This is a genomic window from Mesorhizobium sp. CA10 (assembly GCF_020165285.1).
GTDB lineage: Bacteria > Pseudomonadota > Alphaproteobacteria > Rhizobiales > Rhizobiaceae > Mesorhizobium.
The window spans coordinates 499,649-514,380 of the sequence record NZ_JAIUHV010000003.1 but is presented as its reverse complement, the minus strand read 5'-3'; the positions used below and the strand labels follow the sequence as shown (position 1 = coordinate 514,380).

Sequence of the window (14,732 nt, the reverse complement as noted above, 5' to 3'; positions counted from 1 at the left end):
AGCTCTGGCTTATTTAGAGCAATCCAAGGAAGCGCTGAACGCCCTAGGATTCCAGCACGTCCTTGACGATCGTCGCCAGTTGCTTGAGCGAGAACGGTTTCGGCAGGAAGCCGAAATGCGCCTCGGCCGGCAGGTTCTTCGCAAACGCGTCCTCGGCATAGCCCGAAACGAACACGAACTTGATGTCCGGCTGGCGTTTGCGCAGCTCGCCGAGCAATGTCGGCCCGTCCATCTCCGGCATCACCACGTCGGACACGACGATATCGACCTTGCCGCCGAGCGCCTCGAACACTTCAAGCGCCTCGACGCCGGACGACGCCTCGTGCACGGTATAGCCGCGCGAGGTCAGCGCCCTGACGCCGCCCATGCGCACGGCGTCTTCGTCCTCGACCAGAAGCACCGTGGCGGAGCCGGAAAGATCTTTTGCGGTATCGGCGGTCTTGGCCGGAGCAGTCGCCGCTGTCGACGGCGCCTCGCCAGGCTCGGCCTGCTTCTTCACCTCGGCGATGTGGCGCGGCAGGAAGATACGGAACACCGTGCCCTTGCCGACTTCGGAATCGCAGAAGATGAAGCCGCCGGTCTGCTTGATGATGCCGTAGACCATCGACAGGCCGAGGCCGGTGCCCTTGCCCACTTCTTTGGTTGTGAAGAAGGGCTCGAAGATCTTTTTCAGCACCTCGGGCTCAATGCCGCTGCCGGTGTCCTCGACGTCGACGAGCACATAGTCGGCCGGCGTCAATTCGCGGTAGGCGAAGGATTTGCACTCGTCGGCGGTGACGTTGCGGGTGCGCACGGTGAGATCGCCGCCGCTCGGCATGGCATCGCGCGCATTGACGGCGAGATTGACCACCACCTGCTCGAACTGGCCGATATCGACCTTGACCGGCCACAGGTCGCGGCCGTGGTCGATCTTCAGCTTGATGTCGTTGCCGACGAGGCGCGCGAGCAGCATCCTGAGATCGGCCAGAACATCGGTCAGGTTGAGCACTTCCGGCCGCAGCGTCTGCTTGCGCGAGAAGGCGAGCAATTGCCGCACGAGCGAGGCCGCCCGGTTGGCGTTCTGCTTGATGTTCATGATGTCGGGGAAGGACGGGTCCGACGGCCGGTGGTTGGTCAAGAGAAGGTCGGACGCCATGATGATGGCGGTCAGCACGTTGTTGAAGTCGTGCGCGATACCGCCGGCGAGCTGGCCGACCGCCTGCATCTTCTGGCTCTGCGCCATCTGGCCCTCGAGCGCCTTCTGCTCGGTGGTCTCGACCGCGTAGACGATCGCCGCCTCCTCGGCGCCTTCGCTGCCCGCGCTGTCGGCGACGGCATTAACGTAGAAGCGGATGTGGCGCTCCTCATTGCCGGGCAGGACGGAATCGATCGGCTCGATATTGGCCTGCCGCTGCCGGGCCTTCTCGAAGGCGGCGGCGAATGCCGGCCGGTCGCGCTCGTGGACTATGGTCTCGAACCGCACCCGCCGGTCGACGGCGTCGCGGTCGACCACGGACGAAAACAGCTGCAGGAACGGCGCGTTGGTGCGCAGGATGCGTCCGCTCGCATCGACGCCGGCAATGGCCATCGGCGTCGAGTTGAAGAAGCGGGTGAAGCGAACCTCGGAGGCCCGCAGCTCCGCGGAAGCGTCCTCGCCCTGGGTGCGGTTGAGCACGATCGTGCGGGTCGGGCCGTTCACGCCTTCGCGGCTTGCCGAAACCCGGTGCATGAAGCGCACCGGCAGCGCCTGGCCGCTCATCGTGGTGAGGTCGAGGTCGATGACGGCGTTGCGCGTGGTGCCGGGATCGGCCTTGACCGAGCGGACCAGCGCCATGCCGTCGCCGGCGATGATTTCCGGCAGCGTGATGGCGCCCGGCGTGAAGGAGGCGAGGTCGATGCCAAGCCACTCGGCGAGCGTGGCATTGATATAGGTGACGCGCCCCTCCTGATCGGCCGAGAAGAACCCGGCCGGCGCATGGTCGAGATGGTCGATGGCCTTTTGCAGGTCCAGGAAGAAACGTTCCTGCTCCGCCCGTTCCTGCGAGATGTCGGCTAGCTGCCAGGCCAGCATCGGCAATCTTTGCCCGGGCATGCTGAAGGCGCGGGCGCGGGCGCGGTACCAGCGCGCGCCGGGCTCGGCGCCGGGCTTGATCGATTGCGCCAACCGGAACTCGCCGTCGCCCGCCTGGCCGTCGCGCAGACCGGACGCCAGCCGGTAGATCGTCATCGAGGCTTCGGGAACATCCGACAACAGCCCTTCCACGGTCTTGAGATCGGCGGCCGAGGCAGCGCCCGTCATGTCTGCATAGGCGCGGTTGGCGTAGACGACGCGGCCCTTGGTGTCGGTGACCAGCAGGCCCTGCGACATGGAGTCGACGAAGGCCTTTGACAATTCGTCGCCGGTCGACCGCGGTGCGATCTGGACGAAGCCGATCGCGGTCGCGAACAGGAAACCGACGCCGATCATGGCGAGCACGCCGAGCATGCCGAGCAGGAAAGGATCGCCGAGGCGCTCGCGGAAAAGTCCGAAGACGATCGCGGCGCCGGTCAAGACGACGATGAAGACGATGAGCCTGGTGACGGCGCCCGGACGCGTGTTCTGGTCGACGATCGGTACCGGATAGAAATCGCCGCGCGCTTCCTTGGCCATGTTCCCCCTGCTCGTGATTCCCGTGTCCGACGGGCACGGACGGCCGGTTGAATCACATTCTCCTGTAGCGGAAAAGGCCTCGGCGGCAAATGTCCGATAAAATCAACGATTCATGTTTCAAACTGTTCACGATGGGTGATGTGAACTTGCGGTCGCTGGCCCCAACGGTCTAGTGTTCCCTGACTTCAAAGATGGCGATTGGGGTGCACCGATGCAGTGGCTGGATAATGTAGCGGGCCCGAGTTATGTCGCTGCAATCCTGTGGACGGTAGCGGCTCTCATCATGCTGGTTGTCGTCCTGCTCGCCATCAAGGTGGTCCGCAACCTGACGTTCGGCACCTTCGTCGCCGGCGGCAGGAACCGCAAGACGCGGCTTGCGGTGATGGATGCCACCGCTGTCGACAGCCATCGCCGGCTTGTCCTGGTGCGCCGCGACGACATCGAGCATCTGATCCTGATCGGCGGGCCGACCGATGTCGTGGTCGAGCGCGACATCAGGCTGGCGGCGCTGCGCCGCCCGGCATTGACGGGCGACACCGGTCAGCAGCAGACAGGAGTTGCGCAACGCCCGCGCGCGCCGCAACCGGCACCCGCACCCGCCCTCGCCAGGCCGACGCCGCCGCCTGCCGCCCAGCCGGCTGCCGTCGCACGTCCGCGCGCGCCGGCGCCCGCACCCGCGCCCAAGCCGGCGGCGCCAAGCCAGCCGACGGCGAAGGTTATGCCGCTGCCGGGCTACGGAACGACGAACGGCAGCACCCGATATGCGCCGCCGCCCCCGAACGATTCCATCGACGACACGCTGATGCACGAGCTCGAGACCTCTCTCGACGAGACGCATTCCCAGCCGGCACCCAGCAAGCCCGCGGCCAAGCCTTCGCTCGATGACGAGATGACCAAGCTGCTTGGCGAGTTGGGCAGCCACAAGCGCTGACCGGCCACCGGCGCAAGCGAGCCTTTCGCGCCTTTGTCGGCAAAGACAATGGGAGCGCTGAAAACAAAAATGGCCGGAATTCCGGCCATTTTTGATCTTCCTGCCTGTTGGATCGCGTCAGTCGTCGCGATAGACCTTCTCGCGGCGTTCATGACGCTCCTGCGCCTCGATCGACAACGTCGCGATCGGACGCGCATCAAGCCGCTTCAGCGCGATCGGCTCCCCGGTCTCCTCGCAATAGCCGTAGGTGCCTTCGTCGATGCGCTGGAGCGCGGAGTCGATTTTCGAGATGAGCTTGCGTTGGCGATCGCGGGCGCGTAATTCGATGGCACGGTCTGTTTCGGAGGAGGCGCGATCGGCTAGGTCGGGATGATTGGCGTTTTCCTGCTGCAGGATTTCTAGGGTTTCGCGCGCTTCGCGCAGAATGTCGTTCTTCCAGGTGATAAGCTTTTGACGGAAGTACGATTTTTGCCGTTCGTTCATGAACGGCTCGTCTTCGGAGGGTACGTAATTGGCGGTAACGATATCGTTCATTCGACTCACCCAACAACCCCAAAATTTGGCGCCTATATATTCGGGGAAAAGAGCCTGCACAAGCGCTATCGGCGACAGTTTCACGCAATTGTTAGTCTTGCATCGGCAACTCCGGCGACGACGTTGTTCAACGGCAGAAAACGAATTCGCACATGATTCGTTGCAGTTGCCGGCCGACCATTGTGCATGACATCGTTCTGGTGACTAATCGCGCTCTGTCACGAAGGCAGCGTCATGGGGGTCCGGTTGAGCAGACTTTATCTGTTGCGGCATGCCAAAGCCGGCTGGGCGCTGCCCGGCATGCGCGATTTCGACCGCCCGCTCGACGAATGGGGCATGGCCGATGCCGAAGCGATCGGAGAGGCCATGCGGGCCCGCAACTATGTGCCGGACGTCACCCTTTGCTCCAGCGCCAAGCGGGCCAGGCAAACGCTGGAAGGCCTGGCGGGGCGCACCGACACCGGCCGGGTGCTGTTCTTCGACACGCTCTACAGCGAGGATGCGGCCGGCTATCTGGAGATCATCCGCAAAAATCGGGACGCCGGCCAGCTTCTGGTGATCGGCCACAACCCCATGACCGAAGATCTGGCCGTGGCAGTGTCCGGAGATGGCGAGCAGGCGGCGCGCGGCATGATGAATCATGGTTTTCCGACCTCCGGCCTTGCCGTGGTGCGCTTTCCCGGCAACCTTGCCGAAGCGGCCCAGGGCAACGGCTATCTCGAAGCCTTTCTCACGCCGGCCGACCTCTGAGGCCATTTCAAACGCGCGGTCCAGGGCCTATATCGGGCGCTGACGCGCAACCAGAGGCCTGATTTGGCATCATCGCTGACCAGTTTTACCGACGAGGCGAGGATTGCGCTCGACACGTTGTCGGGCCGCGCCGCCGGGCTCTTCTCTCCGTCAATGCGCCTTGGCGTCACCGGCCTGTCGCGCGCCGGCAAGACGGTGTTCATCTCCGCCCTCGTCCACAATCTCATCCATGGCGGTCGCCTGCCGCTGTTCGAGGCGCAGAAATCCGGCCGCATCGCCCGCGCCTTCCTCGAGGAGCAGCCGGACGATGCCGTTCCGCGGTTCCAATATGAGGATCATGTCGCGGCTTTGGTGAACGAGCGCGTCTGGCCGGACTCGACCCGCGCTATCTCCGAGCTCCGGCTCACCATCGAATATGAGTCGGCTTCCGGCTGGAATCGTCTGTTTTCCGCCGGAAAACTGTCGGTCGACATCGTCGATTATCCCGGCGAATGGCTGCTCGACCTGCCGCTGCTCGGCAAATCCTTCGCCGATTTTTCGCGCGAGGCGGTCGAGTTGGCCGCCCTGCCCGTCCGCTGCGACCTATCGCGGGCCTGGCGTGAGTTGGCCTCCACCATCGATCCCGATGCCGAAGCCGACGAGATGACCGCCCGGCGATTGGCCGAAGGCTTTGCCGCCTATCTCAAGGCGTGCAAGCTCGACGACCGCGCGCTGTCGACGCTGCCGCCAGGCCGTTTCCTGATGCCGGGCGATCTCGAAGGCTCGCCGGCGCTCACCTTCGCGCCGCTGATGACGCTGTCGCAAGGCCGGCCGCGCTCCGGATCCCTGCGGGCGATGATGGAGCGCCGCTACGAGGCCTATAAGAGGCATGTCGTCAAACCGTTCTTTCGCGAGCACATCGCCCGCCTCGACCGGCAGATCGTGCTGATCGACACCATGCAGGCGCTCAATGCCGGCCCGGCCGCGATGGCCGATCTGGAGCGCGCGGTGACCGAGATCCTGTCCTGCTTCCGGCCCGGACGGGGCAATTTCCTGACCGACTTCTTCTCGCGCCGCATCGACCGCATCCTCGTGGCCGCGACCAAGGCGGACCATTTGCACCACGAAAGCCATGACCGGCTGCAGGCGATCGTGCGCCGGCTGACCGACCGGGCCGTCGCGCGGGCGAATTTCAGCGGTGCCGCCGTCGATGTCGTCGCCATGGCGGCGGTTCGCTCGACCCGCGAAGGCACGGTGAAGCGGGGGCGAGAGACACTCCCCGTCATCATCGGCACGCCGCTGAAAAGCGAGACGATCAACGGCGAGACATTCGACGGAAAGGCCGAAACCGCCATTTTCCCGGGCGATTTGCCGGAAAAGGTGGATGCCGTCTTCGACGTTTCCGGATCGCAGGTGGACAGCGCCGAACCGGCGATCCGCTTCGTGCGTTTCCGCCCGCCGAAACTTGAACGCACCGCCGAAGGCGTCACGCTGTCCTTGCCGCATATCCGGCTCGACCGCGCGCTGCAGTTCCTGATCGGAGATCATCTGGCATGACCGCGCCCCGCAACCCGGCGGCCTTCCGCATCGAGCCTGAGACCGAGGCGCCGCCGCAACCACAGCGAAACAGCGCCGCCGAGGAGCCGCCGGCGCGCAGACCACGTGCCGCGAGGGCCGATGTAGCGGTCGTGATCCCCTCAGAAGTCGACGTCTTCGACGAGCCGGATATCGAGGCCGCGGTCCCGCCGCCGGCGACAGCGCCGAGAAAGCGCTCGCTATTGTCCCGGCTGTTCTTCGGCGCTCTCGGCGTGCTCGTCTCGCTGGCGGTCGGCCTGTGGGCCGACCAGCTGATCCGCGACCTGTTCGCACGAGCCGAATGGCTCGGCTGGCTGGCGGCCGGCATGGCGGCGATCGCGCTGCTCTCGCTGCTCGTCATCCTGATCCGCGAATTCCTCGCCATCGCCCGCCTTGCCGAAGTCGAAAAGATGCAGAAACGGGCCCTGGATGCCGTGGCGCGCGACGACCCCAAGGCAGCGCGCGCCTTGGTCGACGAGCTCTCAGCTTTTGTCGCCGCCAAACCCGAGACCGCCGCCGGCCGCCGTTCGCTGGCCGAATTGCGCGGCGAGATCATCGATGGCGCCAATCTGGTGCGGCTGGCCGAGACCGAGATCCTGTCGCCTCTCGATGACCGCGCCAAAGTCATGATTCTGGAGGCGGCGAAACGCGTGTCCCTCATAACGGCGGTCAGCCCGCGCGCGCTGGTCGACATCGCCTATGTCGTGTTCGAGGCCGGGCGGCTGATCCGGCGCCTGTCCGAGCTCTATGGCGGCCGCCCAGGCACGCTCGGCTTCTTCCGGCTGGCGCGCGGCGTGCTCGCGCATCTGGCGGTGACCGGCTCGATCGCGGTTGGCGACAGTTTCGTGCAGCAGATCGTCGGCCATGGGCTTGCCGCAAAACTCTCGGCAAAACTCGGCGAAGGCGTCGTCAACGGCATGATGACGGCGCGCATCGGCATCGCCGCGATGGAAACCGCCCGCCCCTTGCCGTTCATCGCCGTGAAGCGCCCGGGCCTCGGTGATTTCCTCTCGGCGCTGACGTCGTTCGCGGCACGAAAGAACAGCCAGGACGATCGATAAGGTAAACGCGCGACCCGCCGCGGGTGACGAAGCATTAACCAATCTTCTGCATGGTCGGTCCGGTCCCAAGAATAGACTCTTTCGTGCCGGGTGTCGTCGATGAGAAGCGTGATCCTGTCCTGCGTCCTGCCTGCCGCCATTGCGATTGCCGCGCCGCTCGGCCTCGTCGAAAAGGCCCTTGGCGCAGAGCCGGACAAGCAGTTTTTCCGCTCCGTCGAAGGCAGATGGGTCGGCCCTGGCGAGATCATCGCCGGCAAATACAAAGGCACCAAATTCACCTGCGATTTCAATGGCTCGACGCCCGCCAGCAAGCTCGGCATGACACTTGACGGCGGCTGCAGGGTCGGCGTGTTCACGCAAAAGATGTCGGCCAGCGTCGAGCGCAAGGGCCGCGATGGTTACAGGGGCACCTTCATGGGCGGCTCGACCGAAAGCGGCATGGATATTGTCGGCGGCAATGTCGTCGACGCTCAGAAGGTCGTTTTCACCATCAACCGCAAGCAGTTGAACGGCGTCATGCAGGCGCGTGTCCCCGACGGCAATTCGATGACCGTGACGGTGGCCGTGCGCGTCGACAATCAGCTGGTCCCGGTGATCGGCATGAGCCTGAAGCGGGTCGATTCGGTCGAAGTCGGCGCCATCGCCAAGAACTGATCCGGCGCGTTCCGGCAGTCCGCGTCCGCCACCCGCTACAAGACGGTTCAGGTCAAAGTCGGGAAGTGGCAGGCCACTTTGCGACCCGGACGATATTCTTTCAGTTCCGGCCGCTCGGAACGGCACCGGTCCGCCGCGATCGGGCATCGCGGATGGAAGCGGCATCCGGACGGAGGCTTTAGCGGGCTCGGCACGTCGCCGGTGAGGATGATGCGCTTGCGCGCGCCCGCAGGCGTCGTCTCGACGATGGGAACCGCCGAGATCAACGCCTGGCTGTAGGGATGGGCGGGTTTCGCAAAGACCTCTTCCGCCGGGCCCTCCTCGACGATCGAGCCCAGATACATGACCGCGATGCGGGTCGAGACCTGGCGCACCACGGAGAGATCGTGGGCGATGAAGATATAGGTGAGCTTCAGCTTCTCCTGCAGATCGGCGAGCAGATTGACGATCTGGGCCTGCACCGACACGTCGAGCGCGGAGACCGGCTCGTCCAGCACGACAAGGTCGGGGTTCAACGCGATCGCCCGCGCGATGCCGACGCGCTGGCGCTGCCCGCCGGAGAACTCGTGCGGATAGCGCATCATATGGTCCGGCAACAGCCCGACCAGCTCGAACAGCTCCGCCACCCGCGCGGTGATCTCACGCGCCGAAACCTTGCCATGGATACGCAGCGGCTCGGCGACGAGATCGCCGACGCGCCGGCGCGGATTGAGCGAAGCCGAGGGATCCTGGAAGACCATTTGCAAGCGCCGCCGCAGCGGCCTGAGCTCGGACAGCGATTTCGAGGTGATGTCGTCGCCTTCGAACAGAAGCTTGCCGTCGGTGATGTCGTAGAGCCGAACCAGGCAGCGCGCCAGCGTGGACTTGCCGCATCCGGATTCGCCGACAAGGCCGACAGTCTCGCCGCGCCGCACGCTCAGCGAGACGTTGTCCACCGCATGGACCGTCCGCCTGCCTTCGGCGGAAAAGCGAGTGCCGATCCAAAAGCGTTTTGTCAGCGAACGCGTCTCGATGATCGGCCGATCTGCATCTGTCATCGCTTCGCTCATGCCTGCGCCACCCGAAAGCACGCGGCGGCATGCGCGCTCGCGCCGAGATCCGGCTTGCCGGCCTCGCAGGGCTCGTAGCGGACCGGACAGCGCGGGCCGAAGGCGCAGCCTTCCGGCAGCCGCAGCAAGGAAGGCGGCGAGCCGGGGATCGCCGGCAGGCGGCGCGGTTTGTCGCCGGTCAGCGGCGGGATCGAGCCGAGCAGCGCGCGCGTATAAGGATGTCGCGGATCGGAAAACAGCTCAGTGCGGGTGCCACGCTCGACAACGCGGCCGGCATACATGACCATCACCCGGTCGGCGAGCTCGGAGACCACGCCCATGTCATGCGTGATGAAGACCACCGCCGACTTGTGCTTCGCCCGCAATCTGCGCACGAGGTCGAGAATGCCGGCCTGCACGGTGACGTCGAGCGCGGTGGTCGGCTCGTCGGCCACCAGCAGCGCCGGATCGCAGGACAAGGCCATCGCGATCACCGCGCGCTGCCGCATGCCGCCGGAAAGCTGGTGCGGATAGCGCGACATCGCCTCGTGCGGGTTGGGGAAATTCACCTCCGCCAACAGCTCTTCGACGCGCTCCATCGCCTTGGACTTGCTGACACCACGATGCGCCCGGATCTGCTCGGCGATCTGCCAGCCGATCGTGTAGACCGGCGTGAGCGCCGTCATCGGGTCCTGGAAGATCATCGCGATCTCGTTGCCGCGCAGGCGCCTCAGCTCGCGCGGCGGCAGTCCCACCAGTTCGCGACCCTTGTAGCGGATCGAACCTTCGATGGTGGCGTTCGGGTCGGTAATGAGCCCCATCACGGCGAGCAGCGACACCGTCTTGCCGGAGCCGGATTCGCCGACGACGCCGAGGATCTCGCTTTCCTCGAGATCGAAGGAAATGCCGTCGATGGCCCGTACCGGCCCGTCATGGGTGCGGAAGGACACTTTGAGATCGCGCACCGACAATATCATGATGCCCTCAGGCGCGGATCGAGAAGGATGTAGACGAAATCGACGACCGCGTTGGCGATCACCACGAACATGGACGCATACATGACCGTCGCCATGATCATCGGCAGATCGAGATTCTGCAGCGCGTCATAGGTGAGCTTGCCGATGCCATGCAGGCCGAACACGACTTCGGTCAGCAAGGCCGAGCCGCCCACCAGCGCGCCGAAGTCGAGGCCGAACAGGGTGACGAAGGCGATGAGCGAGGTGCGCAGCGCATGGCGAAACAGGATGCGGGTCTCCGACAGGCCCTTGGCCCGGGCGGTGCGGATATAATCTTCCTGCATGGATTCGATGATGGCCGCGCGCAGCACGCGCCCGTAAATGCCGATATAGAGGATGGCCAGCGTGATCCATGGGATGACCAGCGTCAGGAACCAGCCCTTGGGATCGTCGGAAAAATTCTTATAGCCAAGCGGCGGCACCCAGGAGAATGCCCAGCTGTCGTGATAGCGGCTCTGGGTCATCAGGTTCATCACCTCGCCCAGCCAGTAGACCGGCATGGAAATGCCGAGCAGGCCCAGCGCCATCAAAAGCTTGTCCAGCCAGCTGTCTCGGGTGGCCGCGGCGACGATGCCGATGATGATGGAGACGACCACCCACAGGACCGCGGCGCCGAACACCAGCGAAAGCGTGACGGGGATGGAATCCATGACGGCAGGCACGACCTTCCAGCCGCGGTTGACGAAGGAGGTCAGGTCGCCGGTGACGAAGATCTTCTCCATCATGCGCGTGTATTGCACGTAGAGCGGCTGGTCGAAGCCGAAGCTGTGGCGAACCGCGGCCAGCACTTCCGGCGAAGCGTTGCGGCCGGCGATGCGCGCGGCGGGATCGGCGCCGGGCGTGGCGAAGAAGATCAGGAAGACGATGACCGAGATGCCGAACATCACGAACAGCATCTGACCGAAACGGCGAAGGATCGCATAAAACATCAGTCGCGCCCCAGCCGGACCTTGGAGCGCGGGTCGAGCGCATCGCGCAGGCCGTCGCCGAAGACGTTGAGCGCCATGACGGAAACGGCGATCGCCAGACCGGGCACCAGCGCCACCAGTGGCCTTGTGTAGAGCAGCGCCTGCCCGTCCTGGATGATGGTGCCCCAGCTCGCGGCCGGCGGCTGCACGCCGATCGACAGGAACGACAGCGCCGATTCCGTCAGCATGTTCAGCGCCATCATCAGCGGCACGAACACGATGAGGGTGGTGGTGATGTTGGGCAGGATGTCGCGCCATAGGATGCGCCAGCCCGGCACGCCCAGATTGATCGCGGCGAACACGAACTCGCTGTGGCGCAGCGCCAGGACCTGGCCGCGTATCGGCCGCGCCACATAGGGTATATAGACGATGCCTATGATGATGATGGGCAGCCATAGACTGCCAGATTGGATCTCGATCGGTCCGATCGCGATGCCTTGCGCGATGGTGACGATGGAAAGCGAGATCGCCAGCAGATAGATCGGAAACGCCCAGAGCACGTCGAGCAAGCGCGACAGCACCGTGTCGGTGATGCCGCCGAAATAGCCCGCGATCAGTCCTGCCATCGTGCCGACGATCAGCGTGAAGATGGTGGCTGCACCGGAGATCAAAAGCGAGTTCAGGCCGCCATAGAGCAACCTTGCCATGACGTCGCGCCCCTGGCTGTCGGCGCCTAGGAAATAATTGCCGAGCCGCCAGGTCGGACCGATCGGCGTGTAGCCAAGCCCCAGTCCCTCGGTCGACTGTTCCATCACCGGAACGTCGGCGCCGTCGATCTGGATGACGGCGTCGAGCGTCGAGGCGAACGGGTCCGTGCCCGCCCATTTTGCATAAAGCGGCGCGCTGAAACAGGCGAGAACGATGATGAGGAACACAGCCAGGGACGCCATGGCGGCCCTGTCCGTTGCCAGCCTCGCAAACGCGACGGCCCAAGGCCCTCGCGTCTTGCGCGGCATGGCGGCGACTTGGCTGGACACGATATGTGATTCCGCGATTCGTTACTGGACCCAGGCCCCTTACTGCACCCAGGACTGGGTGATAATCCAGTTGAACTGCGGGTTGAACTTGAAATTGCCGATGCGCTTGCTGACGAAATCAAGCCGCTTCGGCGTGAACAGCCCGACCGCCGGCGCCTTGTCGGTGACCTGCTTGTCGATCGCCGCCCACAATTTGTCGGCCGCCTTCTGATCGGTCACGCCGAGGTCCAGCGCCTTCTGCATCTGGGCGTCGATATCCTTGTCGCAGAAGCCGGAAATGTTGATCGAGGCGTCCGAACCTTCGCGATAGGAAGCGCAGCTGAACAGGATGTTCAGGAAGTCCGACGCCGCCGGATAGTCCTTGTACCATTGGGTGACGGACATCTGCACTTTGTTGTTGGTGTTCTGGATATAGGTGAACTGCAGGTTGGACGAGATCGGCTTGACGTCGGCGACGTAGCCGATGTTGGTCAGCACGCTCTGCAGATAGACCCCGATCGACCGCGAGATGGCGGTGTCCTCGACAATGATGGTCACCTTCTGGCCCTTGGTGCCCGATTGCTCGACGAGTTGCTTGGCCTTCTCGACATCAGGAGCCGACCATTTGGCGCCAGGGTTCTTGGTGAAGGGGCAATAGTCCTCATGTCCGGGGAAATCCGGCGGCAGGACCTGGCAGACCGGCGAAGCCAGCACCTTGCCGCCGAACAGTTTGACCAGCGTGTTGCGATCGACCGCATAAGCGACGGCCTGGCGGGCCTTTTCATTGTCGAATGGCGCCATGCGGGTGTTAAGCGGTGCGTACCACCAGGCCGAAAGCGGCGAGATGTGCAGCTGGTCCATGGACTTGCTGCCGAGCTCGCCGAGGCGGTCGCTGGGCAGCGCGTCGAACATCCAGTCGGCTTCGCCATTCTGGATCGCCGTCACGGCCGCCTCTTCCGACAGGCCGAAATCATACTGCACGACGTCCGGATAGCCGTCCGGCTGGGCTTCCTCGCTCCACTGCTTGAAATTGGGGTTGCGGGAAACCGTCATGCCCTTGTTCGGATCGAAGGCCGAGATCATGTACGGGCCGGTGCTGGGGATCGGCTTGGAGCCCATATCCTCCGCCGGCGTGTCCGCGGGCAGGATCACAGCATGCGGCAAGGCGAGCTTGTAGAGGATCTCGGCGTCCGGCTTGGTGAGATTGAGGGTGATCGTGCCGGCCGCCTCGTCGGCGACGACGCCGCCTTCCAGCGTGCAGCTCTTGGTGTCGGCCAGGCATTTGTCGGCGCCGACGATGCCGGCATAGAAGGTGCCCGACGTCGGCCCGGAAATCTTGAAGATGCGCTGGAAGGAGGCGACGACGTCCTTCACGCCAAGATCCTGGCCGTTGGAGAACTTGATGCCCTTGCGCAGCTTGAAGGTGAAGGTCTTGCCGTCATTGCTGACCGTGGGCAGCGCCTCGGCCAGGTCGGGAACGATGGAAAAGCCGTCGACGCCCTCGGCTTTGCGGAAGGCGACTAGGCCGTCATAGATCGGCTGGTACATCTGCCAGCCCTGGTCCGTGTAGTTGATGTGCGGATCGAGCGTTCCGGCCGCCGATCGGGCGAGAAGGCGAATGGTGCCGCCGCGGTGCTCCTTGAGATATTCGGCCTGTGCCGGAGCGAGCCACGAGCCGGCCAGCAATGCGGCGGCCGACGCCGCCAAAAGCAGTTTCTTCATGTCGTCATTCCCCTTTTCTGTTGTCGTTGTCGTCCAGGAAGTCTCCCACCACACGCATGCAGAGTTCCTGCTCCTCGACATGCGGCATGTGGCTGGAATGCTCGAATATCTGCCAGCGCGATCCCTTGATGCCGTCCTTGAAGGGCTGCACGGTCGCGGGTGTGGCTTCGTCGTGCCGGCCGGAGATGAGGAGTGTCGGAACCTCGATGGCCGGCAGGCGGTCGATGACGCTCCAGCTCTTCAGCGTGCCGATAACGTGGAATTCGTTCGGGCCGTTCATCACATTGTAGACGGTCGGATTGCGCACGATCTGGGCGAAGGTTTCCGTCACCTCGGGCGGGAACGGCACGACCCGGCAGACATGCCGTTCGTAGAACCGCATCGTCGCTTCCTGGTAGGCCGGATCGTCCGTCGTGCCGGCCTGCTCGTGCTTCGTCAGCGTCTCCTGCACGTCCCTGGGCAGGTCGGCGCGCAGCCGGTTGGCCTCCTCGACCCAAAGCTTCATGGATGCCGGCGAGTTGGCGATGGTCAGCGACTTCAGGCCCTTCGGCCTGGTCACGCCATATTCGGCGCCCAGCATGCCGCCCCAGCTTTGACCCAGCACATGGAAGCCGCCACGGATGCCGAGATGGTCGACGAGGTTTTCCAGCTCGTCGATGAAGAGTTGGGGCGTCCAGAAGTCGGCGCCCTTTTCCGGCAGCAAGGTGGAATTGCCGCAGCCCAACTGATCGTAGTGGATGACGGCGCGGCCGCCTCGGGCAAGAAGCTTATAGGCATTGACGTAATTATGGGCAGCACCCGGCCCGCCATGCAGGATCACGACTGGGGCCTTGCCGGCATCGAGCGCGCCGCTGACCCGGTACCAGGTTTCATAGGCGCCGAACCCGGCTCGCCCTTCCTTGCTGACGATCTCGGACGGCATCCCGGCT

At 64.4% G+C, this 14,732-nt stretch carries 13 protein-coding genes; 5 read left to right on the top strand and 8 right to left on the bottom strand.

The window, feature by feature from the left end; all coding sequences use genetic code 11:
- Positions 1 to 43: 43 nt before the first annotated feature.
- Entirely contained in the window at positions 44 to 2,629 is a 2,586-nt protein-coding gene (gene cckA, locus LB535_RS09450; protein WP_224631976.1) for a cell cycle histidine kinase CckA, read from the bottom strand.
- Between the two features lie 211 nt (positions 2,630 to 2,840).
- On the opposite strand from cckA, the gene LB535_RS09445 reads away from it, so the two are divergent.
- Positions 2,841 to 3,560, top strand: a complete 720-nt coding sequence (locus LB535_RS09445) for a flagellar biosynthetic protein FliO (protein WP_224631975.1) — start codon at positions 2,841 to 2,843, stop codon at positions 3,558 to 3,560.
- A gap of 117 nt (positions 3,561 to 3,677) precedes the next feature.
- Here LB535_RS09445 and dksA read toward each other — a convergent pair whose 3' ends face one another.
- Positions 3,678 to 4,094 (bottom strand): RNA polymerase-binding protein DksA, encoded by a 417-nt coding sequence (gene dksA, locus LB535_RS09440; RefSeq protein WP_095765270.1) that lies wholly within the window; start codon positions 4,092 to 4,094, stop codon positions 3,678 to 3,680.
- A 246-nt stretch (positions 4,095 to 4,340) separates the two neighbouring features.
- Between dksA and LB535_RS09435 the strand changes: the two genes are divergently transcribed.
- The 4 genes from LB535_RS09435 to LB535_RS09420 all read left to right on the top strand — a co-directional run bounded on the left by LB535_RS09435 (position 4,341) and on the right by LB535_RS09420 (position 8,113).
- Complete coding sequence (locus LB535_RS09435) at positions 4,341 to 4,844, top strand: SixA phosphatase family protein (protein WP_224631974.1); 504 nt, start codon at positions 4,341 to 4,343, stop codon at positions 4,842 to 4,844.
- Between the two features lie 63 nt (positions 4,845 to 4,907).
- A complete protein-coding gene (locus LB535_RS09430; protein WP_224631973.1) occupies positions 4,908 to 6,380 on the top strand; it encodes a YcjX family protein in 1,473 nt (490 codons plus the stop codon).
- Positions 6,377 to 7,459, top strand: a complete 1,083-nt coding sequence (locus LB535_RS09425) for a YcjF family protein (RefSeq protein WP_224631972.1) — start codon at positions 6,377 to 6,379, stop codon at positions 7,457 to 7,459. Before LB535_RS09430 ends, LB535_RS09425 begins: the two co-directional genes overlap by 4 nt.
- Before the next feature lie 99 nt (positions 7,460 to 7,558).
- Complete coding sequence (locus tag LB535_RS09420) at positions 7,559 to 8,113, top strand: hypothetical protein (RefSeq protein ID WP_224601314.1); 555 nt, start codon at positions 7,559 to 7,561, stop codon at positions 8,111 to 8,113.
- A gap of 47 nt (positions 8,114 to 8,160) precedes the next feature.
- Here the strand turns inward: LB535_RS09420 and LB535_RS09415 are convergent, their stop codons facing one another.
- Genes LB535_RS09415 through LB535_RS09390 form a run of 6 tightly spaced genes read right to left on the bottom strand, consistent with a single transcriptional unit; the run spans position 8,161 to position 14,725 of the window.
- Positions 8,161 to 9,150 (bottom strand): ABC transporter ATP-binding protein, encoded by a 990-nt coding sequence (locus LB535_RS09415; RefSeq protein WP_224631971.1) that lies wholly within the window; start codon positions 9,148 to 9,150, stop codon positions 8,161 to 8,163.
- Between the two features lie 8 nt (positions 9,151 to 9,158).
- A complete protein-coding gene (locus LB535_RS09410) occupies positions 9,159 to 10,118 on the bottom strand; it encodes an ABC transporter ATP-binding protein (RefSeq protein WP_224631970.1) in 960 nt (319 codons plus the stop codon).
- Positions 10,115 to 11,086: an ABC transporter permease gene (locus LB535_RS09405; protein WP_095765266.1), complete on the bottom strand. Its 972-nt coding sequence runs from the start codon at positions 11,084 to 11,086 to the stop codon at positions 10,115 to 10,117. The genes LB535_RS09410 and LB535_RS09405 overlap by 4 nt, the downstream gene beginning before the upstream one ends.
- Complete coding sequence (locus tag LB535_RS09400; RefSeq protein ID WP_224532057.1) at positions 11,086 to 12,081, bottom strand: ABC transporter permease; 996 nt, start codon at positions 12,079 to 12,081, stop codon at positions 11,086 to 11,088. The genes LB535_RS09405 and LB535_RS09400 overlap by 1 nt, the downstream gene beginning before the upstream one ends.
- A gap of 60 nt (positions 12,082 to 12,141) precedes the next feature.
- Entirely contained in the window at positions 12,142 to 13,803 is a 1,662-nt protein-coding gene (locus LB535_RS09395; RefSeq protein WP_224631969.1) for an ABC transporter substrate-binding protein, read from the bottom strand.
- 4 nt (positions 13,804 to 13,807) lie between these two features.
- Entirely contained in the window at positions 13,808 to 14,725 is a 918-nt protein-coding gene (locus tag LB535_RS09390) for a proline iminopeptidase-family hydrolase (RefSeq protein ID WP_224631968.1), read from the bottom strand.
- Between the last annotated feature and the right edge of the window lie 7 nt (positions 14,726 to 14,732).

Excerpts from the sequence above, each read along its gene's own strand:
- LB535_RS09410 (WP_224631970.1), bottom strand. The coding sequence starts at position 10,118 with ATGATATTGTCGGTGCGCGATCTCAAAGTGTCCTTCCGCACCCATGAC.
- LB535_RS09420 (WP_224601314.1), top strand. The coding sequence starts at position 7,559 with ATGAGAAGCGTGATCCTGTCCTGCGTCCTGCCTGCCGCCATTGCGATT.
- cckA (WP_224631976.1), bottom strand. The coding sequence starts at position 2,629 with ATGGCCAAGGAAGCGCGCGGCGATTTCTATCCGGTACCGATCGTCGAC.
- LB535_RS09405 (WP_095765266.1), bottom strand. The coding sequence starts at position 11,086 with ATGTTTTATGCGATCCTTCGCCGTTTCGGTCAGATGCTGTTCGTGATG.
- LB535_RS09425 (WP_224631972.1), top strand. The coding sequence starts at position 6,377 with ATGACCGCGCCCCGCAACCCGGCGGCCTTCCGCATCGAGCCTGAGACC.
- LB535_RS09415 (WP_224631971.1), bottom strand. The coding sequence starts at position 9,150 with ATGACAGATGCAGATCGGCCGATCATCGAGACGCGTTCGCTGACAAAA.
- LB535_RS09390 (WP_224631968.1), bottom strand. The coding sequence starts at position 14,725 with ATGCCGTCCGAGATCGTCAGCAAGGAAGGGCGAGCCGGGTTCGGCGCC.
- dksA (WP_095765270.1), bottom strand. The coding sequence starts at position 4,094 with ATGAACGATATCGTTACCGCCAATTACGTACCCTCCGAAGACGAGCCG.
- LB535_RS09395 (WP_224631969.1), bottom strand. The coding sequence starts at position 13,803 with ATGAAGAAACTGCTTTTGGCGGCGTCGGCCGCCGCATTGCTGGCCGGC.
- LB535_RS09400 (WP_224532057.1), bottom strand. The coding sequence starts at position 12,081 with ATGCCGCGCAAGACGCGAGGGCCTTGGGCCGTCGCGTTTGCGAGGCTG.
- LB535_RS09445 (WP_224631975.1), top strand. The coding sequence starts at position 2,841 with ATGCAGTGGCTGGATAATGTAGCGGGCCCGAGTTATGTCGCTGCAATC.